Source organism: Chromohalobacter sp. 48-RD10, from assembly GCF_029889785.1.
Taxonomy (GTDB): Bacteria; Pseudomonadota; Gammaproteobacteria; order Pseudomonadales; family Halomonadaceae; genus Chromohalobacter.
On sequence record NZ_JARANX010000003.1, the window covers coordinates 138,187 to 164,053 of the forward strand.

General features: G+C 63.6%; 26 protein-coding genes. 11 read left to right on the forward strand and 15 right to left on the reverse strand.

Annotation, left to right across the window (positions count from 1 at the left end; translation table 11 throughout):
- Positions 1–9: 9 nt before the first annotated feature.
- The 4 genes from otnC to OP496_RS05590 are packed head-to-tail and all read right to left on the reverse strand — an operon-like array spanning position 10 to position 3,639.
- The gene (gene otnC, locus OP496_RS05575) at positions 10–669 is read right to left on the reverse strand and encodes a 3-oxo-tetronate 4-phosphate decarboxylase (RefSeq protein WP_280562515.1); all 660 of its coding nucleotides are present in this window, start codon (positions 667–669) and stop codon (positions 10–12) included.
- Positions 666–1,937, reverse strand: coding sequence for a 3-oxo-tetronate kinase (gene otnK, locus OP496_RS05580; protein ID WP_280562516.1), 1,272 nt, complete (start codon positions 1,935–1,937; stop codon positions 666–668). The genes otnC and otnK overlap by 4 nt, the downstream gene beginning before the upstream one ends.
- Complete coding sequence (ltnD, locus tag OP496_RS05585) at positions 1,934–2,866, reverse strand: L-threonate dehydrogenase (RefSeq protein ID WP_280562517.1); 933 nt, start codon at positions 2,864–2,866, stop codon at positions 1,934–1,936. Before ltnD ends, otnK begins: the two co-directional genes overlap by 4 nt.
- A complete protein-coding gene (locus OP496_RS05590) occupies positions 2,863–3,639 on the reverse strand; it encodes a FadR/GntR family transcriptional regulator (protein ID WP_280562518.1) in 777 nt (258 codons plus the stop codon). Before OP496_RS05590 ends, ltnD begins: the two co-directional genes overlap by 4 nt.
- 217 nt (positions 3,640–3,856) lie before the next feature.
- On the opposite strand from OP496_RS05590, the gene denD reads away from it, so the two are divergent.
- The 6 genes from denD to OP496_RS05620 all read left to right on the forward strand — a co-directional run bounded on the left by denD (position 3,857) and on the right by OP496_RS05620 (position 10,076).
- Entirely contained in the window at positions 3,857–4,816 is a 960-nt protein-coding gene (denD, locus tag OP496_RS05595; protein WP_280562519.1) for a D-erythronate dehydrogenase, read from the forward strand.
- A gap of 124 nt (positions 4,817–4,940) precedes the next feature.
- The gene (locus OP496_RS05600; protein ID WP_280562521.1) at positions 4,941–6,329 is read left to right on the forward strand and encodes a gluconate:H+ symporter; all 1,389 of its coding nucleotides are present in this window, start codon (positions 4,941–4,943) and stop codon (positions 6,327–6,329) included.
- A 35-nt stretch (positions 6,330–6,364) separates the two neighbouring features.
- A complete protein-coding gene (locus OP496_RS05605) occupies positions 6,365–7,537 on the forward strand; it encodes an L-rhamnonate dehydratase (protein WP_280562522.1) in 1,173 nt (390 codons plus the stop codon).
- A 153-nt stretch (positions 7,538–7,690) separates the two neighbouring features.
- A complete protein-coding gene (locus OP496_RS05610; RefSeq protein WP_280562523.1) occupies positions 7,691–8,572 on the forward strand; it encodes a 3-keto-5-aminohexanoate cleavage protein in 882 nt (293 codons plus the stop codon).
- Positions 8,573–8,589: 17 nt separating this feature from the next.
- Positions 8,590–9,591 (forward strand): 3-hydroxyacyl-CoA dehydrogenase NAD-binding domain-containing protein, encoded by a 1,002-nt coding sequence (locus OP496_RS05615; RefSeq protein ID WP_280562524.1) that lies wholly within the window; start codon positions 8,590–8,592, stop codon positions 9,589–9,591.
- Positions 9,591–10,076, forward strand: coding sequence for a thioesterase family protein (locus OP496_RS05620; protein ID WP_280562525.1), 486 nt, complete (start codon positions 9,591–9,593; stop codon positions 10,074–10,076). Before OP496_RS05615 ends, OP496_RS05620 begins: the two co-directional genes overlap by 1 nt.
- Positions 10,077–10,199: 123 nt before the next feature.
- Here the strand turns inward: OP496_RS05620 and OP496_RS05625 are convergent, their stop codons facing one another.
- Complete coding sequence (locus OP496_RS05625; protein ID WP_280562653.1) at positions 10,200–11,471, reverse strand: TauD/TfdA family dioxygenase; 1,272 nt, start codon at positions 11,469–11,471, stop codon at positions 10,200–10,202.
- Positions 11,472–11,563: 92 nt separating this feature from the next.
- Positions 11,564–12,544: a GlxA family transcriptional regulator gene (locus OP496_RS05630; protein WP_280562526.1), complete on the reverse strand. Its 981-nt coding sequence runs from the start codon at positions 12,542–12,544 to the stop codon at positions 11,564–11,566.
- Between the two features lie 178 nt (positions 12,545–12,722).
- Between OP496_RS05630 and OP496_RS05635 the strand changes: the two genes are divergently transcribed.
- Positions 12,723–13,244, forward strand: coding sequence for an ankyrin repeat domain-containing protein (locus OP496_RS05635; RefSeq protein ID WP_280562527.1), 522 nt, complete (start codon positions 12,723–12,725; stop codon positions 13,242–13,244).
- A 96-nt stretch (positions 13,245–13,340) separates the two neighbouring features.
- Here OP496_RS05635 and glnK read toward each other — a convergent pair whose 3' ends face one another.
- The 3 genes from glnK to OP496_RS05650 form a co-directional block, all read right to left on the reverse strand.
- Positions 13,341–13,679, reverse strand: coding sequence for a P-II family nitrogen regulator (glnK, locus tag OP496_RS05640; RefSeq protein WP_178999049.1), 339 nt, complete (start codon positions 13,677–13,679; stop codon positions 13,341–13,343).
- A 158-nt stretch (positions 13,680–13,837) separates the two neighbouring features.
- On the reverse strand, positions 13,838–15,088 hold the full coding sequence (locus OP496_RS05645) for an ammonium transporter (protein ID WP_280562528.1): 1,251 nt from the start codon (positions 15,086–15,088) through the stop codon (positions 13,838–13,840).
- 27 nt (positions 15,089–15,115) lie between these two features.
- The gene (locus tag OP496_RS05650) at positions 15,116–15,454 is read right to left on the reverse strand and encodes a P-II family nitrogen regulator (RefSeq protein WP_280562529.1); all 339 of its coding nucleotides are present in this window, start codon (positions 15,452–15,454) and stop codon (positions 15,116–15,118) included.
- Positions 15,455–15,711: 257 nt separating this feature from the next.
- Here OP496_RS05650 and OP496_RS05655 point away from each other — a divergent pair, with 257 nt between their 5' ends.
- Positions 15,712–16,065 (forward strand): accessory factor UbiK family protein, encoded by a 354-nt coding sequence (locus tag OP496_RS05655; protein ID WP_280562530.1) that lies wholly within the window; start codon positions 15,712–15,714, stop codon positions 16,063–16,065.
- Positions 16,066–16,191: 126 nt separating this feature from the next.
- Positions 16,192–17,706: a YifB family Mg chelatase-like AAA ATPase gene (locus OP496_RS05660; RefSeq protein ID WP_280562531.1), complete on the forward strand. Its 1,515-nt coding sequence runs from the start codon at positions 16,192–16,194 to the stop codon at positions 17,704–17,706.
- Between the two features lie 195 nt (positions 17,707–17,901).
- On the opposite strand, the gene OP496_RS05665 is transcribed toward OP496_RS05660, so the two are convergent.
- From OP496_RS05665 to OP496_RS05685, 5 genes are all read right to left on the reverse strand, one after another.
- Entirely contained in the window at positions 17,902–18,405 is a 504-nt protein-coding gene (locus OP496_RS05665; RefSeq protein WP_280562532.1) for a hypothetical protein, read from the reverse strand.
- A gap of 185 nt (positions 18,406–18,590) precedes the next feature.
- Positions 18,591–19,640: a DUF4105 domain-containing protein gene (locus OP496_RS05670; protein ID WP_280562533.1), complete on the reverse strand. Its 1,050-nt coding sequence runs from the start codon at positions 19,638–19,640 to the stop codon at positions 18,591–18,593.
- Positions 19,641–19,642: 2 nt separating this feature from the next.
- Positions 19,643–20,752, reverse strand: coding sequence for an aminotransferase class I/II-fold pyridoxal phosphate-dependent enzyme (locus tag OP496_RS05675; RefSeq protein ID WP_280562534.1), 1,110 nt, complete (start codon positions 20,750–20,752; stop codon positions 19,643–19,645).
- Between the two features lie 72 nt (positions 20,753–20,824).
- Positions 20,825–21,316, reverse strand: coding sequence for a hypothetical protein (locus OP496_RS05680; RefSeq protein WP_280562535.1), 492 nt, complete (start codon positions 21,314–21,316; stop codon positions 20,825–20,827).
- Positions 21,313–22,314 carry an alpha/beta hydrolase gene (locus OP496_RS05685; RefSeq protein WP_280562536.1) on the reverse strand — a complete coding sequence of 334 codons (1,002 nt, stop codon included), beginning with the start codon at positions 22,312–22,314 and terminating at the stop codon, positions 21,313–21,315. Before OP496_RS05685 ends, OP496_RS05680 begins: the two co-directional genes overlap by 4 nt.
- A gap of 232 nt (positions 22,315–22,546) precedes the next feature.
- Here OP496_RS05685 and OP496_RS05690 point away from each other — a divergent pair, with 232 nt between their 5' ends.
- The gene (locus OP496_RS05690; RefSeq protein ID WP_280562537.1) at positions 22,547–24,748 is read left to right on the forward strand and encodes a malate synthase G; all 2,202 of its coding nucleotides are present in this window, start codon (positions 22,547–22,549) and stop codon (positions 24,746–24,748) included.
- A 167-nt stretch (positions 24,749–24,915) separates the two neighbouring features.
- Positions 24,916–25,338 carry a PaaI family thioesterase gene (locus tag OP496_RS05695; protein WP_280562538.1) on the forward strand — a complete coding sequence of 141 codons (423 nt, stop codon included), beginning with the start codon at positions 24,916–24,918 and terminating at the stop codon, positions 25,336–25,338.
- A gap of 16 nt (positions 25,339–25,354) precedes the next feature.
- Here OP496_RS05695 and OP496_RS05700 read toward each other — a convergent pair whose 3' ends face one another.
- The gene (locus OP496_RS05700) at positions 25,355–25,738 is read right to left on the reverse strand and encodes a DUF423 domain-containing protein (protein WP_280562539.1); all 384 of its coding nucleotides are present in this window, start codon (positions 25,736–25,738) and stop codon (positions 25,355–25,357) included.
- Positions 25,739–25,867 lie beyond the last annotated feature (129 nt).

Genomic DNA, 25,867 nt, shown 5'->3' on the forward strand with positions numbered 1-25,867 from the left:
AGGAAATGCTTACCAGCGGGCGCCGAAGGCCTGGCGAAGCTCGTCGATTTCCGCTTCGCCCAGGGTGCGCACGTCGTGCTGGCGTAGCATGAGGTACAGCTTGGCGGTTTCTTCCAGTTCCTCGATGGCGTTACGGGCCGCTTCCAGTGTCTTGCCCGCCACCACGGGCCCATGGTTGGCCAGCAACACTGCGCCATGGGTCTTGGCGTGCTCGCGTAGCGCGTCGCCGAGGGCGGGGTCGCCGGGGCGATAGTAAGGAATCAGCGGCAAACGCCCCACACGCATGACGAAATACGGTGTGATGGGGGGCAGACAGGAGCGTTCATCGAGGCCGTTGAGGCAGGAAACCGCCGCCGAGTGCGTGGCATGCAGGTGAATGATACCGCCGGTATCGGGACGCTGATCGTAGAAGGCGCGATGCAGGAACGATTCCTTGGTGGGTGGCTCGCCGGCGAGCAGGTTGCCGTCCCAGTCCAGTTTGGAAATCGCGCTGGGGTCGAGGGCGCCGAGGCTGGCGTTGGTCGGCGTCATCAGCCAACCGTCATCGAGCTTGGCGCTGATGTTGCCGGAGGTACCCGGCGCCATGCCCAGTAGCCGGAAGGAACGGCCGATCTCGGCAATCTCCTCGCGTAGCCGGTTTTCGGTGGTCGTGGTGCTGATGTGGCTCATGGCAACAGTCCCCATGCCTTGGTCATAAAGTCCTGAGCGCCGAAGTTGCCCGACTTGAGGGTCAACGCCAGCGGTGTCGGTGTGCCAAAGGTGGTGGTCCAGGGCACGCCGGGGTCGATGCTCGGGCCGATGCGCAAGCCTTGCACGCCCAGTGCGTTGACCACGGCGCCGGAGGTTTCGCCTCCCGCCACGAGCAAGCGCCGTACACCATGAGTGTCAACGAGCGCGTGGGCGATCTCGGCCAGGGCGCGTTCGATCAGGGCCCCCGCTTCCGCGACGCCGAGGGCGTCTTGAGCCTTCCGGACGTCCTCCGGCGAGTCGCTGGCGTATAGCAACACTGGGCCGCTATCGAGGTGCTGCTCGGCCAAATGAAGCGCTTTTGCGATGATGCCTTCGAAATCATCGGCCAAGGCCAAGGCGTCGAGGTGATAGCTGGGATAGTGCTCGCGAGCGTGTTCGAGCTGCGCCAGGGTGGCGCGTGAACAGCTGCCGCTGAGAATCGCCTCACGCCCGGCGATGGCGGGTAGCGCATCGGCCTCCCCAGCCGCAGGCAGTCGATCGGCCAAGTTGGCGGGCAGGCCCAGTGCCAGGCCGGAGCCAGCGGTGACCAAAGGCAGATCACGGCAGGCGCGCGCCAGCGTATGCAAGTGTTGGGTATCGATGGCATCACAAATGGCAATGCCCACGCCCGCCGAGCGCAGTGCCTGAATACGGTCCTCGACGGCTTCGACCCCCTCGCTGAGCGTCGCGTAGTTGATCAAGTCGACCCGCTGTCGCGTCTGGGCGCCAAGGACGCGCACCAGGTTGGCATCCGTCATGGGGGTCAGGGGGTGATCCTGCATGCCGCTTTCGTTGAGTGGCACGCCGCCCGCGAACAGGTAGCCGTTGTAGACGCTGCGCTGGTTGGCGGGCAGTGCCGGGCAGGCCACGGTGAAGTCGGTGTCCAGCGCCGTCATCAGCGCGTCGGTGACCGGGCCGATATTGCCTTTGGGCGTCGAGTCGAAGGTCGAGCAGTACTTGAAGTAGAACTGCTCGCAGCCTTGAGCCTGCAGCCACGCCAGCGCCTCGAGTGACTGCGTCACGGCCTCGTCGGCGGGCAGGGTGCGCGACTTGAGGGCGACGACCACGGCATCGACGTCGTCATCCAGCGCCGTCGAGGGGACGCCGATGGTCTGCAGTGTGCGCATGCCGGCACTGACCAGCATGCTCGCCACGTCCGTGGCGCCGGTGAAATCGTCGGCAATACAACCGATGATGGGCATCGTCATTCCTCCTCCCCCGTATTGGCATCGTTGGCCGCGTGAGACGGTAACCCGAACCCCGGGAACGTCTTGATCACGGCGGCGTCATCGTCGCCGCCATGGCCTTGTGCCGAGGCTTGGGTAAACATGCTGAGTGCCTGACTGGTCAGCGGCAGGGGAAACTTGTCGCGATGGGCAGTGTCGTGGACCAGGCCCAGATCCTTGACGAAGATATCCACCGCCGAACGCGGCGCGTAATCGTCCTCGAGAATGTGCGGCACGCGGTTTTCGAACATCCATGAATTGCCGGCGCTCTGGGTAATGACCTCATAAAGTACCTGCGGATCGCAGCCGCCGCGAATGCCGTAGGCCATGGCTTCGGCGGCGGCGGCGATATGCACGCCCGCCAGCAGCTGGTTGACCAGTTTGACCTGCGAGCCTTGCCCCATCGCCTCACCGAGGCGGAAGACCTTGGCGGCGACAGCGTCGAGGACGTCCTCGACGCTGTCGAAGACATCGGCCGGTCCTGAGGCCATGATCGTCAGCGCGCCTTGCGCGGCCTTGGCGGCGCCCCCGGAAATCGGCGCATCGAGCAGTCGCAGGCCGCGGGAGGCGAGCTCGTCGCTCAGGGCGGTGACGGCATCCGGCGCGCAGGTGGCGCACGAGACGATCACGCTGTCGGCCGCCAGGCCGTCGGCGATGCCTTGCGGCCCGAACAGAACCTCACGGGTTTGCGCGGCGTTGACGACCACGCTGATGACCACATCGACGTGGGCGGCCATCTCGGCGGGCGTGGCGACCGCTTGGCCACCGTAGGCCTCGAATGCCTGTCGGGCGTCGGAGCGCAGATCGCACCCCCAGGTGGTGAAACCGGCATCGACCAGTGACGTCGCCATGCCCATACCCATCGACCCCAGGCCGATGATCCCCACGCGTGCGCGCTGTGCTTGTGTCATCTCGCGTCTCCTGTGTCGTTGGTTGGCCCGCTGCTTGCGGTGTCCTCGAGACGTTCCAGCAGATCCACTGGCGCCTGGCGCAGACGCCACTCGGCATGTTCGAGATGACGCCCGGCGGCCTGAGCGGCGGCCTCTTCATCGCCCTGGGCGATGGCATCGACGATCGCTTGATGCTCCTCGATGACCTGCGCCATGAACGTGGCGCGCAGCGATTCGTTGGTCCGCGTCACGGTGATGGCGTGATGCAGGAAGCGGTTGTAGAAGTCGATGATGGCGGTGAAGTGCGTGTTGTTCGAGGCCTCGGCGATGGCGCGATGAAAGGCCATGTCCTGATCGACGCCATCGGTACCGACTTCGACGGCCTCATCGATATCGGCCATGACATTGCGCAGCCGGCGCAATTGGGACGGCGTGCGGCGCTGGGCTGCCAGGCGCGCTGCTTCGACTTCCAGGGCCCGGCGCAGTTCGAGCAGGCGAATGACCGATTGCAGCGACGGGTCGGGAATCGCCAGGCGCAACGCCATGGTGGGCACTTCGGCGACGTAGCTACCGCTGCCGCGACGCGATGTGACCAGGCCCGCGTTGCGCAGCATGGAAATGGCCTCGCGTACCACCGAACGACTGATGCCATAGCGTTCGCCCAGCGTGGCCTCGGTGGGCAGACGTTCGCTGGGGCGCATCTCACCGGTATGGATGGCATGGGTCAGTTGCCGTGCGACCTGCTCCGAGAGTTGGACGCCACGGGTCGGTGGGGTCTCGTGGTTCGTGATCACCGCTGTTTTCTCTCCTTCGCGTGTCGCCGCCAGGCGTGGTGTGGGCCTCGCGGGTGATAGCGCGGGGCGTCTCCGACTAATGGCGATGTTGCCCCGACTGATTTGTCAGACAACATTATAAATAGCGCGGCGGCGACACAATACGTCTTTGGGCCAACGTCGTACTGCCGGTAGGAATTCAAGCGAAGCACCGCTTCGCTCGACCGAGGAGAAGTGAATGCAAGTCATCGTGACCGGAGGGGCCGGTTTTCTCGGCGCGCGCTTGATCCAGGCGCTGCTCGAGGAAGGCCAGCGCATCGAGGGAGAGGCGATTACACGGGTGACGTCGATCGACCTCGCGCCCTGCCCACTCGACGATCCACGCGTCGAGTCATGGGTGGGGGATGTCGCCGACAAGGCATTGATCGAGCGTGCCCTGGGCGAGGATACGCTCGCCGTGTGCCACTTGGCCGCCGTGGTCAGCGCCCAGGCGGAGGCCGATTTCGAGTTGGGCATGCGCGTCAACCTCGAGGCAACGCAGGCCCTGCTCGAGGCCTGTCGTGACCATCCGCGTCGCTTGCGCTTTCTGTTCGCCAGTTCGCTGGCGGTGTTCGGACCCGGGCTGGCACAGCCGGTGCCCGAAGAGGTCGGCCCCCAGCCGCGCTCTTCCTATGGCGCGCAGAAGGCCATCGGCGAGCTGTTGGTCAACGACTACAGTCGACGGGGCTTCATCGACGGGCGCGTCTGCCGCCTGCCGACCATCGTGGCGCGGCCCGGCAAGCCCAATCAGGCGGCGTCCTCGTTCGCCAGCTCGATCATTCGCGAACCGCTGGCGGGACAGCGTGCCGTTTGCCCCGTGGATCCCGAACTGCCGCTTTGGTTGTCCTCGCCGCGTGCGGTGGTCAGCAATCTTCGCCATGCCTTGCAGCTCGACGGCGACGCGTTGGGCGAGTGGCGCACGCTCAACTTGCCGGGCATCACCGTCACGGTGACGCAACTGTTGGACGCATTGGAGCGCCAAGCCGGCGTCGAAAAGCGAGCCCTGGTGAGCTTCGAACCGGATGCCGCCATCGACAAGATCGTCGCCAGTTGGCCGGGGGGACTGGACATCGCGGGTCCGTTGTCGCTGGGCTTCCAGGCCGATGACGATGTCGACGCCGTGATTCGCGCCTATCGCGAGGATTACCTGAACGCCTGACGCCCGCCGAGGCCCGGCGGCTTTAACGGCTGTCCGTGGCGTCGGCGACATTCACGCACGCTTGCATCCTTGGTTACGACAACGCTGCTCAGACAGCCACAACAATGCACAGGAGTACGCCACCATGACGGAAACAGCCGCAGGTCCGCAGGTCATCATCGGCCTGGGTATCGCTATCTTCGTAATGATCGCGCTGGTATTGAAAACCCGCGTGCATGCTTTGCTTGCGCTCATCATCGCCGCGTCGATCGCCGGGCTGATCGGCGGGATGCCGCCAAACGCAGTGATCGGTGCGATCACCGATGGCTTCGGTAGCACACTGTCGACCATCGGGTTGGTCATCGGCTTCGGGGTGATGATGGGACGTATCCTCGAAGTGTCGGGCGCCGGCCAGCGCATGGCCTACTCCATCCTCAAGATGCTCGGCAAGGAGCGTGAGGATTGGGCGATGGCGCTGACGGGGTACATCGTGTCGATCCCGATTTTCTGTGATTCCGCCTACGTGATCCTGAATCCGCTGGTTCGGGCGCTGGCACGCAATAGCGGCCGTTCGGTTCTGGCGTTGGGCATCGCACTGGCGTCGGGCTTGGCCATCACCCACAGTGCGGTTCCACCGACGCCGGGCCCGCTCGGGGTGGCGGGTATTTACGGCGTCGATGTCGGCCTGATGATCGCCTGGGGGGTCGTCTTCACGATACCGGCTTTGATCGTCATGGTGCTTTACGCTCGCTTCATGGGGCCGCGTATCGAGGCGATGATCGAACGCGACGTGCCCGATACGTTGCGCCGCGATGAAGACGAGGAAGACCCACTCGCCGGCCAGCGCCCCATGGAAGAGCTGCCCACGTTGTTGAAGTCGGTATTGCCCATCGCATTGCCGATTGCCTTGATCTTCTGCAATACGCTGGTCACCGCGATGGTGGGCGATAGCGACGATCCTGCCCTGGCGGTGCAGATCATCCAGTTCGTCGGCCATCCGGTGATTGCCGTGGGTATCGGGGTGCTGGTGGCGGTGTATGGGCTCGTGCCCAAGATGCCGCGCGATCAGGTGTTGTCGCATCTCGAGAAAGGGGTCGAAAGCGCCGGCATCATTCTTCTCGTGACCGGCGCCGGGGGCGCCCTGGGGGCGGTGTTGCGTGCCAGCGGGGCGGGCGACTACATCGGTGAAAGCGTGGCATCGCTTGCCATGCCGGCCTTCTTGATTCCCTTCATCATCGCCACGCTGGTGCGTTTCGTACAGGGCAGCGGGACCGTGTCGATGATCACCGGGGCCTCGATTTCCGCGCCGATCCTATCGTCCATGCCGGACGTCAATCTGGTGCTGGCGGCTCAGGCGGCGTGTCTCGGTGGGCTGTTCTTCAGCTATTTCAATGACAGCTATTTCTGGGTCGTCAACCGCATGCTCGGCGTGAGAACCGCCAAGCACCAACTGCTGGTGCTCTCGGTGCCCACGACGCTGGGGTGGGCGGCCGCGCTGGTTGCCTTGTTCATCGCCAATGCCTTCGTGGGTTGAGCGACATCCGATCCGCATGGAAGAGGAAAGATGCTATGAAAATCACACGAGTCAGGGCCCGCGTCTTCGAATGGAAAGGCGAAACGGTCCCGCCGCAGCCACACTTCTGCACCAACGCCATGGACGTATTGTGGGACCGAGGTGATGCCATGGGCAGTTTCCGGTTTCACGGCTGGACGGTGGTCGAGGTCGAAACGGACGAAGGCGTCGTCGGGCTTGGGAACGTGGCCTTGGCGCCACGTGTCGCCAAGACGATCATCGATCAGCACCTCGCGCCCTTGGTCATCGGCCAGGATCCGTTCGACTACGAATACCTATGGCAGCGCCTGTATCGCGCGACGCTGGCGTGGGGTCGGCGCGGCATCGGCATGGCGGCAATCTCGGGCGTCGATATCGCGATCTGGGACGTGATGGGCAAGGCTCTCGGCAAGCCGGTGTTCAAGCTGTTGGGTGGACGAACCAAGAAGAAGATCCCCTGCTATGCCTCCAAGCTTTACCACACCGATCGCGAGACGATGCAGCGCGAGGCGCAAGCCTATCTCGACCAGGGCTTCACGGCGATGAAGATGCGTTTCGGTTACGGGCCCAAGGATGGGCCCAAGGGCATGCGCGAGAACCTCAATAGCGTAGCCGCGGTACGCGAGGTGATCGGCGAGGACATCGATCTGATGGCCGACTGCTACATGGGGTGGAACCTCGACTACACGCGACGCATGCTGCCGAAACTGGAACCCTTCGAGCTGCGTTGGCTGGAGGAACCGGTGATCGCCGATGACATCGATGGTTACGCCGAGCTCAATCGCATGGCACCGATGCCGATTTCCGGCGGCGAGCACGAATTCACCGTGCACGGCTTCCGACAACTCCTGGAGAAGAAGGCGGTCTCGGTGATTCAGTACGACACCAACCGGGTCGGCGGCATCAGCGTGGCGCGCAAGATCAATGCCATGGCTGAAGCGTTCGAAGTGCCGGTGATTCCGCACGCGGGGCAGATGCACAACTATCATCTGACCATGGCGTCGCTGGCCTCGCCGATGTCCGAGTTCTTCCCGGTGCATGACGTCGAGATCGGCAACGAGCTCTTTTACTACCTGTTCGAGGGCGATCCGGAACCGGTTGATGGGCTCCTCGACCTGGATGACACGACGCCCGGTCTGGGCCTGGCGCTCAATACACGCCATCTCGATCGCTTCCACATCATCGAGTGACAACGCGCGGCGTCGCCTTGCCGAGGGAAAGCGACGCCGCGACGTAAAACGCCAACCGCATGACGTGTCATGGCAACCTCTTTTTCGGCGGACTTTCGATAATGAGGGCGTTCGACGGCATCGTGCCGCCATTTAGACGCTCAGGAAGACACCATGAATCGAAACGTCATCCTCACCTGTGCCATCACCGGTGCCGGTGATACGGCCGACAAGCATCCCGAGCTGCCCATCACGCCCAAGCAGATCGCCGATAGCGCCATCGAGGCCTCACGCGCCGGGGCGAGCATCGTGCATTTGCACGTGCGCGATCCGGAAACCGGCGGCGTCAGCCATTCCAGCGAGTACTTCCGCGAGGCGGTGGGGCGCATCCGCGAGGCGGATGTCGACGCGGTCATCAATATCACCGCAGGCGGCGGGGGCGATCTCTTCCCCGAGGTACGCGATGGCGTTATCCATGGCCTGGAGGGCACCGACCTGCAGACGCCGGCGGAGCGCCATGCGCCGGTCGGCGAGCTGTTGCCGGAAATCTGCACCCTGGATTGCGGCAGTCTCAACTTCGGCGACATGGTCTATCTCAATACCGCTGACTGGCTGCGCGAGCATGCCCGGCTGGTCAAGGACGCCGGCGTCAAGCCCGAGCTGGAGTGCTTCGACTTGGGGCATGTGTGGTTCGCGCGCCAGTTGATCGAGGAAGGCCTGATCGAAGGCGATCCGCTGTTTCAGCTTTGCCTGGGCATCCCCTGGGGCGCCGAGGCGGATACCGAGACCATGCTGGCGATGCGCAACAAGCTGCCCGCCAATGCCCATTGGTCGGCATTTGGTATCGGCCGCAGCGAGATGCCCATGGTCGCGCAGTCGATGCTGCTCGGCGGCCACGTACGCGTGGGGCTCGAGGACAATCTCTATCTCAGCCGGGGCGTGTTCGCCACCAATGCCCAACTGGTGGAACGCGCCGCGACGATCGCCGAGAACCTGGGCGGGCGCGTCCAGACGCCGGCCGAAACCCGTCAGACGCTCGACCTGCGTCAACCGTGAGCGACAAGGAGAGCGTGATGTCTCAACAGACTGCTGAACGAAGCACGGCGGAACAAAACGTCGCGCCGGCACGTGTGGCCGTTATCGGCACCGGCGTGATCGGCAATGGTTGGATCGTGCGGGCGCTGGCGGCGGGCTGCGAGGTCGTCGCCTTCGACCCTGCCCCCGGCGCCGAGGCGGCGACGCGTGATTTCGTCGCGCGGGTCTGGGACTCGGTGGCAACGATGGGCCTCGCCGACACGGCGGACCCGAGCCGGCTGCGTTTCGCGGCCTCGGCTAGCGAGGCCGTCGAGAAGGCCGACCTGGTCCAGGAAAACGTGCCCGAGCGCCTCGAGATCAAGCATAACGTCCTGTCGGAACTGGATGCGCATGCCCCCGAGGGCGTGGTGATCGGCTCCTCGACGTCCGGCATCAAGCCCAGCGAGCTGCAATCGGCCTGCACGCGCGACCCCGGTCGCGTCATCGTCGCGCATCCATTCAATCCGGTGTACCTGCTGCCGTTGGTCGAGCTGGTGGGCGGCGAGAATACCGCGCCGGTGGTTACCGAGCGCGCCCGGTCACAGTACGCCGCGCTGGGCATGCGGCCGCTGGTAGTGCGCCGCGAGATCGAGGGGCACGTCGCCGATCGTCTGATGGAAGCGCTGTGGCGCGAGGCGCTGCATCTGGTCAACGACGGCGTCGCCACCACCGAGGAGATCGATGCCGCCGTGGTCTATGGCGCGGGTCTGCGCTGGTCGCTGATGGGCACCTTCCTGACGTTCCACCTGGCCGGTGGCGAGGGCGGCATGCGCCACATGCTGCATCAGTTCGGGCCGGCACTGAAGCTGCCGTGGACTAAGCTCGAAGCGCCGGAACTGACCGATGAATTGATTGAGCGTGTGGCGGACGGCTGCGAGCATCAGGCCGCCGGGCGCAGCGTCGCCGAACTGGAAACGCGACGTGACGCCTTCCTTACCGAGCTGCTGGCATTGACCCGCAAGTACTGGCCGGAAGCCGAAGGGCTCGAGGGGCGCATCTGATGAGCCGGACGCCAGACAGCTCAACTTTCGGCCCCTTGCTGGAAACTCGGGTGGACGACGCCTGGGTCGACTACAACGGCCACATGAACGATGCCGAGTACGCGCGGGTGTTCTCGCTGGCCGTCGAGGCGCTGATGGAGCGCATCGGCCTCGATGTGGCGGGGCGCGCCGCGCATGGCTACACGCTCTATACCCTGGAAACGCACCTCTGCTACCGGCAGGAAGCGCATCGCGGTGAGGCACTGGCAGTCGAACTGACGCTGCTCGACGCCGATGCCAAGCGGTTGCACGTCTTCTTCACCCTGCGTAACGCCGACGGCGACCCGCTGGCGACCAGCGAGCAGATGCTGATGGGCATCGATGTCGCCAGCGGTAGGCCCGGACCGTTCCCCGAACCGGTGGCGGCGGTTATCGAGACATTGCCGTCCGCCGGAGACGAGTGGCCAAGCGCCGCCGGGCGGCGTATCGGGATCGTACGCCGCTAACGTTGAATCGAAGGCGGATCATTAGTCCTTCCTTGCTGCAAGAACCCGCCCATGTCCTGCCATGGGCGGGTTCTTGCGTGTTTGCACGTGCCGTCGTGCGCCTCAATCAGTCCTGGCTCTGGATCAGCCCTGGCCGAGTACCTCGACACGTTGCTGGCGGTGGGCGCGGCGTAGCATGCGTAGCCGCGAGCGGGCTTCGTCACGCTCGATATAGCAGCCTTGCAGCCAACGCCGGCCGCCCTGGCCGACATCGAAGGCGTCACGGGCATGCAATAGGCGGCGGTTGTCGAAGATCACCAGGTCGCCGGGCGTGTAGGTGAAACGCAGCGCGAATTCGGGCTCGCGCAGCAGGCGTTGCAGGGCCATCAAGGCGGCGTAGGCGGGCTCCACGTCCTCGAACGGCGCCATCAAGGGGCCGCGCAGGAAGTCGGCGATGCGGACTTCGTCGAAATCGCCGTTGTCATCGAGCTTGATCATCGGCGCGTACCACACGTGATCGGTGGTGCGCGCGGTGTTGGCGTAGCACCAGTGCACGCGAGTGAGTGTCGCGAAGTGCTCGGGATGACGCTCGCGCAGGGCCTCGGCCACGGCGAAACCGTCCATCATAACCGCTTCGCCACCGACGGTGTCGTTTTCCAGGCAGTGCAGCAACTGCAAGCCCGGCTGATACTCGCGGGTGGGCAGGTCGACGTGCGGTGGTAGAGCGATCGAGGTATAGGCGTTGGACTCGGGGTCCGGCTTGGCGCGCACGTCGAACAGCGTGCCGAAGTTGGTGGCGCGCGGTGGACCGATGCGACGGGCGATGGCGTCGAGGCTGCCGGGCTCGGTGGGCAGATGGCGTAGCCGCACCAGGCCCTCGCCAATGACGGCTTCCAGCGCTTGTTCGAGGCAGGTATCCAGCGCCTGGGGATCGGCGCCGGTGTCGAGCCAGTCGTATGCATCGAGGGTCGTGGGCGCGTCGCGCTCGCTGCCTTTCCATAACGTGGCGGGGGGTAGCGGGGCATCGAGTTCCGCCAGGTGGGTATAGTCGTGCGCGCGCAGCCAGCCGGGGTGAAAGCGCAAGCGGCGTTGCTCCGGCGCGAAGACGATCACCAACGCGCCTGCCTCGTCGAGAGTCGCCTCGCTGACGGTGGGCCAGTCTTCGAGACGCGAGAGGTCGAGAATACGCTCGCGGGTATCCGGGTTGACGGTACTGGCATCGGCGGCGTTCTCACGCAGCCAGATGCTGTGGTATTGGCTGGTGCGACCGTCTTCCCAGTGCACTTCCACCTGGTGTGGTGTCGGGCGCACCTCGGCGATGGCGACTTCGACCGGCCAGGCGTCGTAATCCGGCGTCGCGGGGAGCGTCTCGCTGGGCGTATTGGCAGACGTGGCAGCAGGCGTGGAGAGAGTCATGACGACATCCTTGGCTACGAAACGTCGCCCTAGCATGACCTGACTCGTCGTCCATATTTACACCCCAAGCGACGGCTTCTTGCCGCAAGTCGTCATGTTGCGTCGTCCGGGAGTGGACGGCGTGCCTGGCGCGGGCTGGTACCGAAATGCTGCTTGTAGGCTCGCGAGAAACTGGAGGCGGAGGTGAAGCCGCTGGCCAGGCCGATGCTGAGAATGTCGCGGTCGGTTTCCCGCAATAGCTGGCGGGCATGCTGCAAGCGCAGACGCAGGTAGTGATCGCGTGGCCGCTCGCCGAGTTCTTGTTCGAAGAGCCGCTGCAGTTGGCGCAGCGAGATGCCGATGCGTGCGACGAGCCGGGCGAGTGTCAGCGGCGTCTCAATGTGACGCTCCATCAAGGCGACGGCCTCGATCACGCTGTGCTTGTGGGTCCCCAGGCGCTGGGTCAGATCATGACGCTGGTGGTCGTGGCGAGGCCGCATGCGGGCATGAATCAGCTGCTCGGAAACGTCAGCGGCCAGCGCATCGCCATGGCGGCGAGCGATCAGGTCCAGTGTCATGTCCATCGCGGCGGTGCCGCCGGCGCAGGAGAAACCGCGCGGGCCGACTTCGAACAGCGACTCGACGGCGTCGACTTCGGGAAAGCGTTCGCGAAACGCCGGCAGGCTTTCCCAGTGCAGGGTGACACGCTGCCCCTCGAGCAGGCCGGCGCGGGCGAGAATCAGGCTGCCGGTGTCGATGCCGCCCAGCACGCAGTCGCTTTGGTGGCGCTGCTGCAGCCAATGCAGCAAGTGGCGAGTCAGGCGCTCTTCGGGCTCGAAACTGGCACAGATGGCGATGCTGGGCAGGGCTGGCGCCGAGGCGAGAGTGTCGTCGGCGAGCAGCGTCATGTCATTGCTGGCGGTGACCGAGGCGCCGTCCAGGCCGATCACGCGCCAGGTGAACAGCCGCTCCCCGGCAATGCGGTTGGCGATGCGCAGCGGCTCGATGGCGGAGAAGAACGCCATCATCGAGAAACGCGGCAACAGCAGAAAGCCGATGGGCTCGGGTGACGCCCCGGCATAATGTAGACGCATCTCTCCCCCGTGATGGTAGCGACTCAGGTGGCGAACGGTGACGCAGCGAGGCGCGCAAGATGATTATCATAGCCCATTCCCATTGCATGGAGCGAAGCGTCGGGACAGGCATCGTGTTCCACGTCGCGTGAAATGACATGCTACGCTCGATGCTAGAGGCTACAAGGAGCACGACACGATGTCGGATGATGACGCCGCCGCCAACGCCGAGCTGGATGAGGCCACGATCCGCCTGGCCACGGAGATCTTCAACAGCGCACGTAACGGCGAGTCGGAAAAGCTACGCGGATGGCTGGCCCAGGGCTTGCCGCCCAATATGCGCAACGACAAGGGCGACAGTTTGCTGATGCTGGCCAGCTATCATGGCCATCTCGAAGCCACGCGGCTACTGCTCGAGCAGGGCGCGGACCCCGAGATGTACAACGACAACGGTCATCATCCGCTCTCTGGCGCGGCCTTCAAGGGCGATTTTGCCATGGCTGAGCTGTTGATCTCGCATGGCGCCTCGGTCAACGCCCGCTCTCCCGACGACAAGACAGCATTGATGTTCGCCGCCATGTTCGACAACGCCGAGGTCGTCGACTTCCTGCTGGCGCAAGACGCCGATCCTCATGCCACCGACAGCCGAGGCATGACGGCGAGCGAACTCGCTTCGGCGCTGGGCGCGACGCAGACGCCCGCGATGCTCGACGCCGTGTAAGCGCCTCTTCGCCACAATCGCCTGGAAACGACAATGCCCCTGAGAGCAGGGGCATGGCGAGTTCAGAGGCTGCTTCAGCCGGCTGGCTGAGTGCGCTTACACCGCGTCCTTGCCGGTCTCGCCGGTGCGGATACGGATGACCTGTTCGAGCGGCGAGACGAAGATCTTGCCGTCGCCAATCTTGCCGGTGTTGGACACCTGCGTGATGGCGTCGATCACCTTTTCGATCATGTCGTCGTCGACGGCGACCTCGAGCTTGACCTTGGGCAGGAAGTCGACCACGTATTCTGCCCCTCGATACAGCTCGGTATGCCCCTTCTGACGGCCAAAGCCCTTCACTTCCGTGACGGTAATCCCCTGAACGCCGATCTCGGACAACGACTCACGAACGTCGTCGAGCTTGAACGGCTTGATGATGGCGGTCACCAATTTCATCGTCTTTCTCCTCGCATCGTATATACGGGTGGCGCATACCACCCTCGATTATGCCCAACGATCATGCTTGCAAGCATACACCGCTGGTCGCGGGATTAAAAAAGGCCCCCGAAGGGGGCCAGGGGAGCACGCCAGCTCACTCGGTACTCCAGCAAGGTTTACGTCTTGCTGGAGGAAAACTCGGGGTAGGCTTCCAGGCCACATTCGGCCAAGTCGACCCCTTCGTATTCTTCTTCTTCGCTGACTCGGATACCCATCACGGCCTTGATGATCAACCATACGATCAGGCTGGCGATGAAGCACCACAGGAAGATGGCGAGGGCGCCGATGATCTGTGCACTGAAAGAGGCGCTGCTATTGGTGAGGGGCACCACCAGGACACCCCACAAGCCGGCCACACCGTGCGCGGAGATAGCCCCCACCGGATCGTCGATCTTGAGCTTGTCTAGAGTCACGATGGAAACAACCACCAGCAGCCCGCCGACGGCACCGATGAGCATGGCACCCAGACCCGTGGGTGACAGCGGATCGGCGGTGATTGCCACCAGGCCAGCGATAGCACCGTTGAGCGCCATGGTCAGGTCTGCCTTGCGGAACCAGATCTTGGCGAGAATCAACGCGGCGATCACCCCGCCTGCGGCGGCGGCATTGGTGTTGACCAGCACCTGCGCCATGTTATTGGCGGAATCGATGTTTGAGACCATCAGCTCGGAGCCACCGTTGAAGCCGAACCAGCCCATCCACAGAATGAAGGTCCCCAGCGTTGCCAGCGGCAGGTTGGCGCCAGGAATGGCGTAGATCGCGCCGTTCTTGCCGTACTTGCCCTTACGTGGGCCGAGTACCAGCACCCCGGCCAAGGCCGCGGCCGCCCCCGCCATATGGACGATGCCCGAGCCAGCGTAGTCGGAATAGCCCAGCTCGGCGAGCCAGCCGCCGCCCCAGGTCCAGTAACCGGACGTCGGGTAGATAATCGCGGTCATCACCACCGCGAAGGCCAGAAATGCCCAGAGTTTCATGCGTTCCGCCACGGCCCCGGAGACGATGGACATGGCAGTCGCCACGAACACCACCTGGAAGAAGAAATCGGCACGATTGGAATAATAGATATCGCCGTTGCTGCTCATCACTTGGCCGACGCTGTTTTCACCGCCAAGCAGGAAGCCCAGACTTGGCAGGAACCCGCCAGCGCCACTGGAATACATCAAGTGATAGCTGAACAGCAGATACATGGTGCAAGAGATGGCGAACAACATTACGTTCTTGGTCAGGATTTCCGCCGTATTCTTGGCGCGGACCAGGCCTGCTTCGAGCATGGCGAAGCCGGCGGCCATCCACATGACCAGCACGGCGCAGACCAGAAAGTAGAAAGTGTCGAGCGCGTACGATAGCTGCGTAATATCTTCAGTCATTTATTGTGTCTCCCTTCAGCCCTGGCCTTAAACGGCGTCGGCGCCGCGTTCACCTGTACGAATACGAATGACGTCTTCGAGCGGCGTGACGAATAGTTTGCCGTCGCCGATCTTGCCGCTGTTCGCGGCATTGCTGATCGCCTCCAGCACACCTTCCAATCGGTCTTCCTCCACGGCGATTTCTATTTTTACCTTGGGGAGGAAGTCCACGACGTATTCAGCGCCGCGATAGAGTTCCGTGTGACCCTTTTGGCGTCCAAAACCTTTCACTTCTGTGGCGGTGATCCCCTGGACGCCGTTGTCGGCCAGCGCCTCGCGGACATCGTCCAGCTTGAAAGGTTTGATGATGGCGGTAATGAGCTTCATGCCAGTTCTCCCGTTGTCGGCTTTCGCCTCTCGGGACGTACGCAGAAGCCATGCCATATTGGCTGTGTGCCATTAAAAACAGCTGTTTACGGAAAGATGTGGAAACTTCGCCGAGGGTAGTGCCCAAACATGGGCCGCTCGTCGCAAGGTTTTGGTGCGCAGTGCTGACGAGTCTGCACCAACATAGGGCATGCGTACTTCACCGGCCTTGCGTATGCTGTGGCGAGGAAGGAAACGTTCAATCCGAGGGAACTCTCATGGCGACACAAGACCTCTTCTCACGTCTCGCACAGCAAGTCGGCGACCGGCTCCAGGACGCCTCGCATGCGCCGGAAGATATCCAGCGCAGCGTTCAAGGCGTGATGCGCGGCGCCTTCGATCGCATGGAGCTGGTCTCGCGTGAAGACTTCGACATTCTGATGGAAGTGCTGCAGCGTACGCGTTCGCGTGTCGAATCGCTCGAGGCGCAGGTCGCGGCATTGGAAGCGGCGCTGGACGTGGGCCAGAGCGCCCCGGTGGCCGCCGCCGAAGGTGCCGAGCCGACGACCGAACACGACGCCAAGGACGACGCCGACGAGACGCGCACGTCTGATACCTCGCACAAGAACTGATCGTCGCCTGCTAACTGACGCCGTCTCGGCCCGTCGAGGCGGTCCCCTACCTTCCGCATCACGTGCGTTACTGTAGCCAATCAATTAGTGTATACGCATATTTTGATATTATCGGGAGGAGGCTGCATGGCGCTTGCCATCATCAATACGCGTGCCGGCTTGGGGCTGGAAGCGCCGGATGTGCTGGTCGAAGTACATCTCACCAACGGCCTCCCGGGATTGGCGATCGTCGGCCTGCCGGAGGCGGCGGTCAAAGAAAGCCGCGAGCGGGTGCGTAGCGCCCTGATCAACGCCGGTTTCGACTTTCCTACGCGGCGTATCACGCTCAATCTCGCCCCGGCGGATCTTCCCAAGGAGGGAGGGCGCTTCGATCTACCCATTGCGTTGGGCATTCTGGTGGCCTCGGGGCAGATTCCCGTCGAGGCTGTGGCAGGGTTGGAATGTCTGGGCGAGCTGGCACTGGATGGCAAGTTGCGTCCCGTGCGCGGGGTCTTGCCGGCGGCCCTGGAAGCGCGTCGTGCCGGGCGTGCTCTGCTTTTGCCCGAAAGCAACGCCGATGAAGCGGCGTTGGCCGGTGATCTGGACGTCCTCCCTGCCGCTGATCTGCCGCAGGTCGTCGCGCACTTGCTCAAGCAGGAGAAAATTGCACCGCACCAACTTGGTGAGCGACCTGCACCGCGCTTGGCCGAGCCTGACCTCGCCGAAGTGCGTGGCCAGCAGCAGGCCCGGCGGGCGTTGGAAGTCGCCGCCAGCGGTGGCCACAATCTTTTGTTCGCTGGCCCACCGGGTACCGGCAAGACCATGCTCGCCAGTCGATTACCCGGGATTTTGCCACCCCTCCAAGAAGATGAAGCGCTGGAAGTGGCCGCCGTGCGCTCGGTATGCGGCCTGCCGATCCTAGAACGCTGGGGGCAGCGCCCGTTTCGTACGCCGCATCACACCGCCAGCGGTGTAGCGTTGGTAGGCGGTGGCGGCAAGCCGCGTCCGGGAGAGATTTCCCTGGCGCATCACGGGGTGCTGTTTCTGGATGAATTGCCGGAGTTCGACCGGCGTGTGCTGGAGGTGTTACGTGAACCGCTGGAATCGGGGCAGATCGTCGTCTCGCGGGCGTTGATGCAGAGTTGCTTTCCCGCTCGCTTTCAGCTCGTCGCGGCCATGAACCCGTGCCCGTGCGGGCATCTCGGTGATCCGCGCAAAGCTTGTGTGTGCACACCGGCCCAGGTTCAACGTTACCAGGCACGTATCTCGGGCCCGTTGCTCGACCGTATCGATCTGCAGGTGGAAGTTCCCGCGTTACCCGCCGCGCAACTCACCGAGCAACGCAGCGGCGAAAGCTCCGAGGTCGTCCGCCAGCGTGTGCTCGCCGCCCGCCAACGCCAGGCCCAGCGCGGCGCGCTCAACGCTTATTTACCCAGCCGTACGCTGGAGAATCTCTGCGCACTGGATGGCCAGGAGCGCACCTGGCTGGCCGACGTGCTCAACCGCCTCAACCTCTCCGCCCGCGCCTACCATCGCGTGCTGCGCGTCGCCCTGACCCTCGCCGACCTCGCCGAGGAGCCCCGCCCCCGACAGCCCCAACTGATGGAAGCCATCGGCTATCGCCAGCTGGACCGGCTGATCGGCGGCAATGGGGGCGTTTAAGGGCTGGCGTCTTATGGCTCCAATGCCAGCTCCATATTGACGGAATCCTCGGTATGAGCCATCCTTAATGCCAAAGGAAGCGCAGACCGGTGTAAGCGCCCGCCCACCACGAAGGTGGTTCGCACCCAAGAGTGGAATATTCAAGAGGCTCCGGATTAAGAAAACGCCCCGCCTATGCGGGGCGTTTTCATGTGCCTACCGAGGCACCTTGATCGGTTTTCCCTGGTAGCGGTTCATCAGAATCACATGGAAACGAATCGGCTTTTTGTACTTGAGGGCGTTATAACGCTCATGGGCGCTGACGATGAACAAATTGAGATCAGCCCCCGATTTCCCTCCTTTCGTGATCAGGAAGAACACCGCATAGTCGAACTGGCGCCCATCCACGACTACCTCAATAGTGACGAACTCTTCTCGGCCTGTGTGGAGGCATCTTCGATCGCCTAAGGTCTCGATAATCCCTGGCAGCATCTTCGAAAGCTTCCACCGCTCCTGGCAGAAAGCTCGTCGTTCGCGGTTATCTGCATACCAGCCATCATCAGGTACTGCTGCTACGTCGTCTGGCGTCTTAGTAAAGCAATGAAGGCCAAAACTCACGCTGACCTTGAAGCGGTGTTCAGGATTGCTCCCTTTGGGAGGTACCACATACTCTGTTTCATATGGATGCAGGTGGTTGAGATCGAAGACCTCTCCCGCCATCTTATGCGGCCTCCACTGAACCCCAGCTTTTGGTTTCCCCATTACCCCCTCGCGATGCCATACATATGAGCGAAACCTATTGTAACGAATACTGAAGTGCCGTAGAGAGAAACAGTGGAGGCAGGGAAGGATTCAGATACCGGCTATCGTCAGTTGGACTGACTGATCGGCGGCAATGGAGGCGTTTAGTCGTCCGCGTCGTAGGAGGGAGCGTCGGCACCGGGGATGCCGTCGCGTATGCGCGCGGAGAAGTCGTCGGCGTTGCCTGCTTGTCGGGCGCGGGCGTTGATGTGGCCTTGGGCCTTGAGTGCGGAGAAGGGAGCGCCGGGGGCCAACGCGCCGACGTCGTGCACGTATTCGGGCAGGTAGCCGGATAGCAGCAGGCGGTAGTCGAAGGGCAGGCGGGGAACGATGCGTTTCATCATGGCGTAGACCAGCGTGGTGCAGTTGGAGGTCAGCGTGTTGTAGTAGCGCGGATCGCGTTGCAGTTCATGGGCCTCGTCGAGGTAGGCGCGAAACAGGTCTTGCATGACCGGCTTGGGCATCTGCACGCGATACAGATAGACGTCTTCGCCGCGCACATTGGTACGCACACGCACGATGTCGCGCTCGTCGGCGGCGATGATGCTGACTTCGTATTCCTTGAAGAAGCCGCCCAGGGTGGAAAAGGCTTCGCCGCGCTCCTTGCGGATTTCCACCGAAAACGTCAGGTAGCGCCCGTCCTCGAAGCCGAAGCTGACCAGCGTATGGGCGATGGCCGGCCCCATCCAGTAGGACACCAGCAGATCGACCGAACGCAGCTGATCCAGGTCGTAGTGGCGGTTTTCCCAACGCTCATCGAAATTCTGCGGCGTGCGCCAGTGGAAGTTGCGCACGTTATCTAGCGTGACGCGGTTGTCGTCTTTCTGCGTGCCGCTGACGATATGCGCGACATCCGGTGCCCAATCGCGCTCGGTAGCGGGTTGGATCGTCCACCACCAGACGCCGAGCACGAGGTACATGGCCAGGTAGCCGAGCAGGGCGCGCGCCGGCCAGCCCTTGAGGAAAAGCCCCACGCAGCACGCCAGCGCGACAACGATCCACAGTCCCGCCACGCCGTAACGCAGCACGGTAGGGCCGGGAAGGCGATACCACAGCGCCAGCACCGCCCAGCCGCTGCTGGCGACGATCAGCAGTGCCAGCACGCCGGCGATGAGCCAGTGCCATAGTGAGGCAAGCCAAGCAGTGCGTGCCATGCTCAGTGCTGTGCCTCGAGTGCGCGTTCCAGCGCGGCCAGTCGGCCAGGCTCAAGAGCGTCCTCGAGCGTGCTGATACGCAGCACGTGGCCTAGCGCGGGATGCGCGGGGCGATGTACGAGCGTACCGGCGTCGAGCAGTTCGCGATGGACGCGGGCGGTGAGTTCCGCCTCCGGCAGACGCACGGCGATGAAGTTGGTGGCGCTGGGGGGTATGTCGGCACCTAGCGTGCGCAGGTGCTCGGCCAGGGCTTCGCGGCGGGCGATCACGTCGCGTACGTGCTGCGCGGTCTCCTGAGGATGATCGAGCACGGTGTCGGCGGCGGCCAGCGCCAGCGACGACACCGCGTAATGGATGCGCACCTTGTGCATCACCTCGACCAGTCCCGGTTCGGCGATAGCGTAGCCGATCCGCAGTCCTGCCAGGCCATGCGCCTTGGAGAAAGTGCGTAGGCGCACCACGCCGGACCAGACCTCGCCTGCAGCGGGAGCATCGGCATCATCGCGGAAGTCGTGATAGGCCTCGTCGAGCAGCAGTGTGCAGTCCTCTGGCAGGGCGTCGCGCAGTGCCAATACATCGGCGTCGCGGTGCAGGTGGCCGCTGGGATTGTCGGGATTGGCCAGATACACCACGCGGGCGTTATCGCGCACTGCGCGGGCGGCCAGGGCGTCGAGGTCCGGCGCCAGCACACCGGGGGCGTCGCGATAGTCGACCTCGACAAGATGGCACCCCTGGCCTTCGGCAAAGTAACTGAACGTGGAATAAGTGCCCGCGCTGGCGATCACCGTGCTGCCGGGGTCGCACAGCGTGCGCAGGGCGAGCGCCATCAGGCTGTCGGCACCGGCGTCGATGACCAGCGCCTCCAGCGGCGTGCCAAGCTGGGTGTTCAGGCGTTGGCGCACGTCCATGGCCTCGGCATCGCCGTAGGCGCGGGCAAGCGTGGCGAGCTCATCGCCGAAACGCGCCTTGAGCGCCTGATGGGGCATGTCCAGCCCTTCATTGGAGCCCAGGCGATGCGGTACCTCGCGGCCTAATTTGCGTTCCAGCGCCTTGAGACCGGGGAACGGATTGTGCGGGCCGGAACGATCGAGGTGTCGAGCGTGACGCGACATGCGAGACTCCTGAAACGCAAAAGGCTCATTGTGCGACCGAGACGCGCTGGGCACAACGTGACACGCCTGGGTTTATAGCGCACTGGCGTCCAGCGCCCCGGAGAGCGTAGCGCGCCAGCTGGGGGCGTCCTGGCCGGGGCGGCGTAGCGTGATTTCCCACTGATAGGGACGCAACTCCCGGTCGGATAGTCGCAGCACTCCGTTGCCTTGGAGTTTGCTCTCGAGCACCCAGTGATTGTCCGGCGCCTCGTCGGCCAGCATGCCCGGCGTCCAATCGAGGACCTGGGGGCCCTTGGCCTGTGCCAGTAGGGCGCGGCCCAGGGTTTCCGTGAGCCGCCCCGGCGCGATGCCCAGCGCAGGTGATACCGTCGGCGGTGCCAGCATCACCACGATATCCTGCGTGTCACCCGACCAGGGCGGCGATTCGAGCAATGCCTCGGCGGCCTGGTTGCTCATGCCATAGACTGCCTGACGCATGTCGCCGGGCGATACGCCGCCAAGTCCGGCGCATCCCGCCAACAGCAGACATAGTAGGATGATGCCCAAGGCGCGGGCAGGCTTCATGGTGTTTCCTGCGGGCAAGGGGTGGCGCTGGGTAGTGCGTCGTGCGGCTCGAGCCGGCGCTCGTAACTCGCCAGGAACCCCTCCAGCTCATGGAATAGAGGGGTACGAATCGGCTTGGCCTCGTTGACCAGATGATGGCGTGCCTCGGGATGACGATGGACATCGGCCTTGGGAAATTTGTCCTTCAGCGTTTCCAGGTTCCATTGCCAGTCTACGGTGAAGTCTTGTTCGCCCTGGAGGATCAGCACCGGCAATTCGCTGGGCGGCATGGAGAGCAGCAGAGGAATCCAGTCGCGCATGGCGCTGACCCAGGTCAAGGCTAAGCGGTCGGGCTGCAAGGGGTCGCCGCGGCGCAGGAAATCGGCGAAGCCGAGATCGGTAGTGTTGGGGCGAAACCGGCGCGGCACCGAGCGCACGAAGGGGCTAACCACACGGTGCAGCCAGCTGGATTGCTGCCAGCCCCAGGGACGCACCAGCGGTGCCAGCAGCGCGAGGCCGTCCCAGCGTGTCTGATGGCCGTGGGCCAGGGCGTCGGTGGCGAGAATCGACGCGCCGGTGCTTTGGCCGATGCCGATCCAGGGGCCATCGGACAGGCCGAGACGCGTGACCTCCTCGGTCAGCGCGCTCAGGCAGCCGACATAGTCGTCGAAGTCGTCGATGGAAGCGCGCGCGCCGCTGGAGAGCCCATGCCCCGGAAGGTCCCACATCACCACGCGCCAGCCACGCGCCAACAGCAGTTTGAGCAGGTGGCGGTAGAGTCCTAGATGATCGAAGTAGCCATGCACGACGAACGCCGTGCCTTGCGGTTCGGGCGGGCTCCATACCTGTGCCCATAATTGAAACCCCCGGGCCTCGAAGAAGCCGGCATGCAGATCGGTGTTTTCGGTCAACAGCGACGCTAAGCGGTAGTGCTCGAGATAGGCACTCATGGTCGGTGACACGGGGCGTGCCATCGGCGTCAGCGGGCCTAGCTGTTTCAGGGGGGTAAAGTCGGTCATTCAGTTCTCCAAGTGCGTTCCATGCTAGCGCCCGTGCGGCCCCGAGGCTACCGGGAAGTGGCTATTTCGCCCAGCGATTTTCAGATACTGACAGGCATGTATCGGCAGGTGCATCGCGTTATTCGACGCCGGAAACGGCGCTCAGACCAATGGTGGAGATGACAGCGCGAGGATTTACGTCTAATTTGTGGAATTATTTTCCATATTTGGCACGACACCCGAGGAGAGCCCCATGACAGACCGTACGACACGCCATCGTTTGCAGGTGGCCAGCCAGCTCGACCGTTTCATCAACGACGAAGCCTTGCCCGGTACGGGTGTCGACGCCGACGCCTTCTGGGCCGGGTTCGATGCCTTGGTCCATGACCTCACGCCCACCAACCGTGAACTTCTGTCCGAACGCGAACGGCTGCAGGCTGAGTTGGATGCGTGGCACAAGGCCCATCCTGGACCGGTGCGGGACATGGACGCCTATCGCGCCTTCTTGAAAGACATTGGCTATTTGGTCGAGGCGCCGGCGAAGGTGCAAGCGACGACCGCCCATGTCGACGACGAAATCGCCATCCAGGCCGGACCGCAACTCGTGGTCCCGGTGAGCAACGCGCGTTATGCGCTCAATGCCGCCAACGCACGTTGGGGCAGCCTTTACGATGCGCTCTATGGCACCGATGTGATTCCCGAGACCGATGGCGCCGAGAAGGGGCAGGACTACAATCCCAAGCGTGGCGAAGCGGTCGTCGCCTATGCTCGAGGCGTGCTCGATCAGGCCGCGCCGCTGGCCGAGGGCTCGCATGCCGAGTCGAGTGGTTACAGCATCCGCGACGGCAAGCTGATGGTGCAATTGCAGGGTGGCCGCGAAACGACGCTAGCGCGTCCCGCGCAGTTGATGGGCTATCAGGGCGAGACCGAAGCGCCCACCGCGGTCTTGCTGGCCAACCACGGCTTGCATCTGGAAGTGCAGTTCGACGCGACGCATCCCATCGGCAAGACCGATCCGGCGCGCGTCAAGGATGTCCTGGTCGAGGCGGCGGTGAGTACGATCATGGACTGCGAGGACTCCGTGGCCGCAGTGGATGCCGAGGACAAGACCCTGCTTTATCGCAACTGGCTGGGTCTGATGAAGGGCGATCTCGCCGAGTCGTTCGACAAGGGTGGCAAGACCGTGACGCGGCGCCTCAACCCGGATCGCGATTACACGGCGCCGCAGGGTGGCCAGGTGCGACTGCCCGGGCGCTCGCTACTGTTCGTGCGCAATGTCGGCCACCTGATGACGACCCCGGCGGTGCTCGACGGCGAGGGCAACGAGATCCCCGAGGGCATACTGGATGGCGTGATCACCAGCCTGCTGGCGATTCACGATCTCAAGAAAGGCGAAGGTGAAGCTAGTAACTCGAGGACAGGCTCGGTTTATATCGTTAAGCCGAAGATGCACGGGCCCAAGGAAGTCGCCTTCTCGAACAGCCTGTTCATGCGCATCGAGGACATGCTGGGTCTACCCCGCGACACGCTCAAGATGGGCATCATGGATGAGGAGCGGCGTACCTCGGTCAACCTCAAGGCGTGCATCAATGAAGCCGCCTCGCGCGTGGCATTCATCAATACCGGCTTTCTGGATCGCACCGGCGACGAGATGCATACCGCCATGGAAGCCGGCCCCATGCTGCGTAAGGGCGACATGAAGGGCGCCACCTGGATCGGTGCCTACGAGAAGAACAACGTGCAGACCGGTTTGGCGTGCGGCCTGCGCGGTCGGGCGCAGATCGGCAAGGGCATGTGGGCGATGCCGGCGCTGATGGCTGCGATGATCGAGCAGAAGATCGGCCATCCCCAGGCGGGTGCGACCACGGCTTGGGTTCCCTCGCCCACGGCGGCGGTACTGCATGCGCTGCATTATCACCAGGTCGACGTTGCGACGATTCAGCGCGAACTGGAAGCCAAACCGAACGACGATCTGCTCGACGATTTACTCAGCGTGCCGGTGGTCAAAAGCGCGGCTTCGGGCGCTAACAAGAACCCGAGTTGGGGCGATGACGAGATCCAACAGGAGCTGGATAACAACTGTCAGGGCATCCTTGGCTATGTGGTGCGTTGGGTCGAACATGGCGTGGGTTGTTCCAAGGTGCCGGACATCCACGACGTGGGTCTGATGGAAGACCGCGCCACGTTGCGTATCTCCAGTCAGCACATCGCCAACTGGCTGTATCACGGCATCGTCAGCGACGCGCAGGTGCGCGAGACGCTGGAGCGCATGGCCAAGGTCGTCGACGAACAGAACGCCTACGACCCTGACTACACGCCGATGACCTCGCACCTGGCCGAGTCCAGCGCCTTCCAGGCGGCGTCCGACCTGATCTTCAAGGGTCGCGAACAACCGGCGGGCTACACCGAGCCGCTGCTGCACCAGTGGCGCGCGGTGCACAAGGCGAAGAAGTAAAAAGAGGGAAGTTTGAAGAGCGGCGCTTCGCGCCTGGAAGCTGGAAGAAAGGTCACAACCGAAAACCGTTTGTCTTGGCTTCCAGCTCGCGGCTTTTGCCCTGCGGTGGCTTGCGCTATCTTGACGACAGCGTTGTGTTCGCCGTATAGCCGCAGGGGAGAGCCCGGATGACCGTGATGACCGCCGCCGCGATCGAGGAGTTCCTCGACGAGGTCTTTCCACAGCGACAAGGCACCATCGAAGGCGTGGGTGAGATGCGTGCGACCATGAGCCTGGCCATCGAGGATGAACACTTGCGTCCCGGTGGTTGTGTCTCGGGGCCTGCCCTGATGGGGCTGGCGGATGTCTGCTTGTATGTGGCGATCCTGGCCCAGGTCGGGCCTGAGCCGATGGCGGTGACCACGGACTTCAACTGCCACTTCCTGCGTCGTGCCCGCGGCGACCGCGATCTCATCGCCAATGCACACGTCGTCAAGCTGGGCGAGCGTCTGGTGGTCGGCGAGGTGCACTTGTTTTCTGCCGATGACGAGGATCCGGTGGCCACCGTCACTGCGACCTACGCGTTGCCCGACGAAAACGATGACGATTGAGTGAGGAAGTGATAGCTCAATTAGCGGACCGCTGACGCCAGGCGCATATCGCCAATGTTAGCCAGCCGGCCATCAACGATAGTCCACCGAGTGGCGTGATAGGCCCTAGCCAATGGGCGCCGGTCAGGGCCAGAAGGTACAGCGAGCCGGAAAACGCCGCCATTCCCAGCCCCCATAGCCAGAGTACGGCTGTCTGGCCCCTCAGAGGGTGCTGCGCCCGCCAGATGAGTACCGCCATGGCGGCCAGGGTATGCCATGCCTGATAGCGCACGCCCGTATCGAAGGCCTCTAGCAGGCGTGGTGCACTGTGGCCCTGCAGGCCGTGGGCGCCGAACGCGCCCGCCACCACGACCACGAAGCCGCTGAGGGCGACGAGTATCCATCCACCACGGTGGGTCATGTCTCATCCTGTGTCACTGACTATGCTGAAACGGTGAGCGAGCGCCGAAATGTTATCCCCCGGGGCTCGATATCGCCGCGCTGGCGCTTACACTATGGCGTCGCATACGCCATGACAAGCATCTCGGGA

What these genes read in the sequence shown, in the direction of transcription:
- OP496_RS05645 (WP_280562528.1), bottom strand. Translation starts at nt 15,088, where the DNA reads ATGACTGAAGATATTACGCAGCTATCGTACGCGCTCGACACTTTCTAC.
- OP496_RS05650 (WP_280562529.1), bottom strand. Translation starts at nt 15,454, where the DNA reads ATGAAGCTCATTACCGCCATCATCAAACCTTTCAAGCTGGACGATGTC.
- glnK (WP_178999049.1), bottom strand. Translation starts at nt 13,679, where the DNA reads ATGAAATTGGTGACCGCCATCATCAAGCCGTTCAAGCTCGACGACGTT.
- OP496_RS05630 (WP_280562526.1), bottom strand. Translation starts at nt 12,544, where the DNA reads ATGCGTCTACATTATGCCGGGGCGTCACCCGAGCCCATCGGCTTTCTG.
- OP496_RS05655 (WP_280562530.1), top strand. Translation starts at nt 15,712, where the DNA reads ATGGCGACACAAGACCTCTTCTCACGTCTCGCACAGCAAGTCGGCGAC.
- OP496_RS05690 (WP_280562537.1), top strand. Translation starts at nt 22,547, where the DNA reads ATGACAGACCGTACGACACGCCATCGTTTGCAGGTGGCCAGCCAGCTC.
- OP496_RS05620 (WP_280562525.1), top strand. Translation starts at nt 9,591, where the DNA reads ATGAGCCGGACGCCAGACAGCTCAACTTTCGGCCCCTTGCTGGAAACT.
- ltnD (WP_280562517.1), bottom strand. Translation starts at nt 2,866, where the DNA reads ATGACACAAGCACAGCGCGCACGCGTGGGGATCATCGGCCTGGGGTCG.
- denD (WP_280562519.1), top strand. Translation starts at nt 3,857, where the DNA reads ATGCAAGTCATCGTGACCGGAGGGGCCGGTTTTCTCGGCGCGCGCTTG.
- otnC (WP_280562515.1), bottom strand. Translation starts at nt 669, where the DNA reads ATGAGCCACATCAGCACCACGACCACCGAAAACCGGCTACGCGAGGAG.
- OP496_RS05615 (WP_280562524.1), top strand. Translation starts at nt 8,590, where the DNA reads ATGTCTCAACAGACTGCTGAACGAAGCACGGCGGAACAAAACGTCGCG.
- OP496_RS05605 (WP_280562522.1), top strand. Translation starts at nt 6,365, where the DNA reads ATGAAAATCACACGAGTCAGGGCCCGCGTCTTCGAATGGAAAGGCGAA.
- otnK (WP_280562516.1), bottom strand. Translation starts at nt 1,937, where the DNA reads ATGACGATGCCCATCATCGGTTGTATTGCCGACGATTTCACCGGCGCC.
- OP496_RS05675 (WP_280562534.1), bottom strand. Translation starts at nt 20,752, where the DNA reads ATGTCGCGTCACGCTCGACACCTCGATCGTTCCGGCCCGCACAATCCG.
- OP496_RS05665 (WP_280562532.1), bottom strand. Translation starts at nt 18,405, where the DNA reads ATGGCGGGAGAGGTCTTCGATCTCAACCACCTGCATCCATATGAAACA.
- OP496_RS05635 (WP_280562527.1), top strand. Translation starts at nt 12,723, where the DNA reads ATGTCGGATGATGACGCCGCCGCCAACGCCGAGCTGGATGAGGCCACG.
- OP496_RS05670 (WP_280562533.1), bottom strand. Translation starts at nt 19,640, where the DNA reads ATGGCACGCACTGCTTGGCTTGCCTCACTATGGCACTGGCTCATCGCC.
- OP496_RS05700 (WP_280562539.1), bottom strand. Translation starts at nt 25,738, where the DNA reads ATGACCCACCGTGGTGGATGGATACTCGTCGCCCTCAGCGGCTTCGTG.
- OP496_RS05610 (WP_280562523.1), top strand. Translation starts at nt 7,691, where the DNA reads ATGAATCGAAACGTCATCCTCACCTGTGCCATCACCGGTGCCGGTGAT.
- OP496_RS05625 (WP_280562653.1), bottom strand. Translation starts at nt 11,471, where the DNA reads ATGACTCTCTCCACGCCTGCTGCCACGTCTGCCAATACGCCCAGCGAG.
- OP496_RS05695 (WP_280562538.1), top strand. Translation starts at nt 24,916, where the DNA reads ATGACCGTGATGACCGCCGCCGCGATCGAGGAGTTCCTCGACGAGGTC.
- OP496_RS05680 (WP_280562535.1), bottom strand. Translation starts at nt 21,316, where the DNA reads ATGAAGCCTGCCCGCGCCTTGGGCATCATCCTACTATGTCTGCTGTTG.
- OP496_RS05685 (WP_280562536.1), bottom strand. Translation starts at nt 22,314, where the DNA reads ATGACCGACTTTACCCCCCTGAAACAGCTAGGCCCGCTGACGCCGATG.
- OP496_RS05600 (WP_280562521.1), top strand. Translation starts at nt 4,941, where the DNA reads ATGACGGAAACAGCCGCAGGTCCGCAGGTCATCATCGGCCTGGGTATC.
- OP496_RS05660 (WP_280562531.1), top strand. Translation starts at nt 16,192, where the DNA reads ATGGCGCTTGCCATCATCAATACGCGTGCCGGCTTGGGGCTGGAAGCG.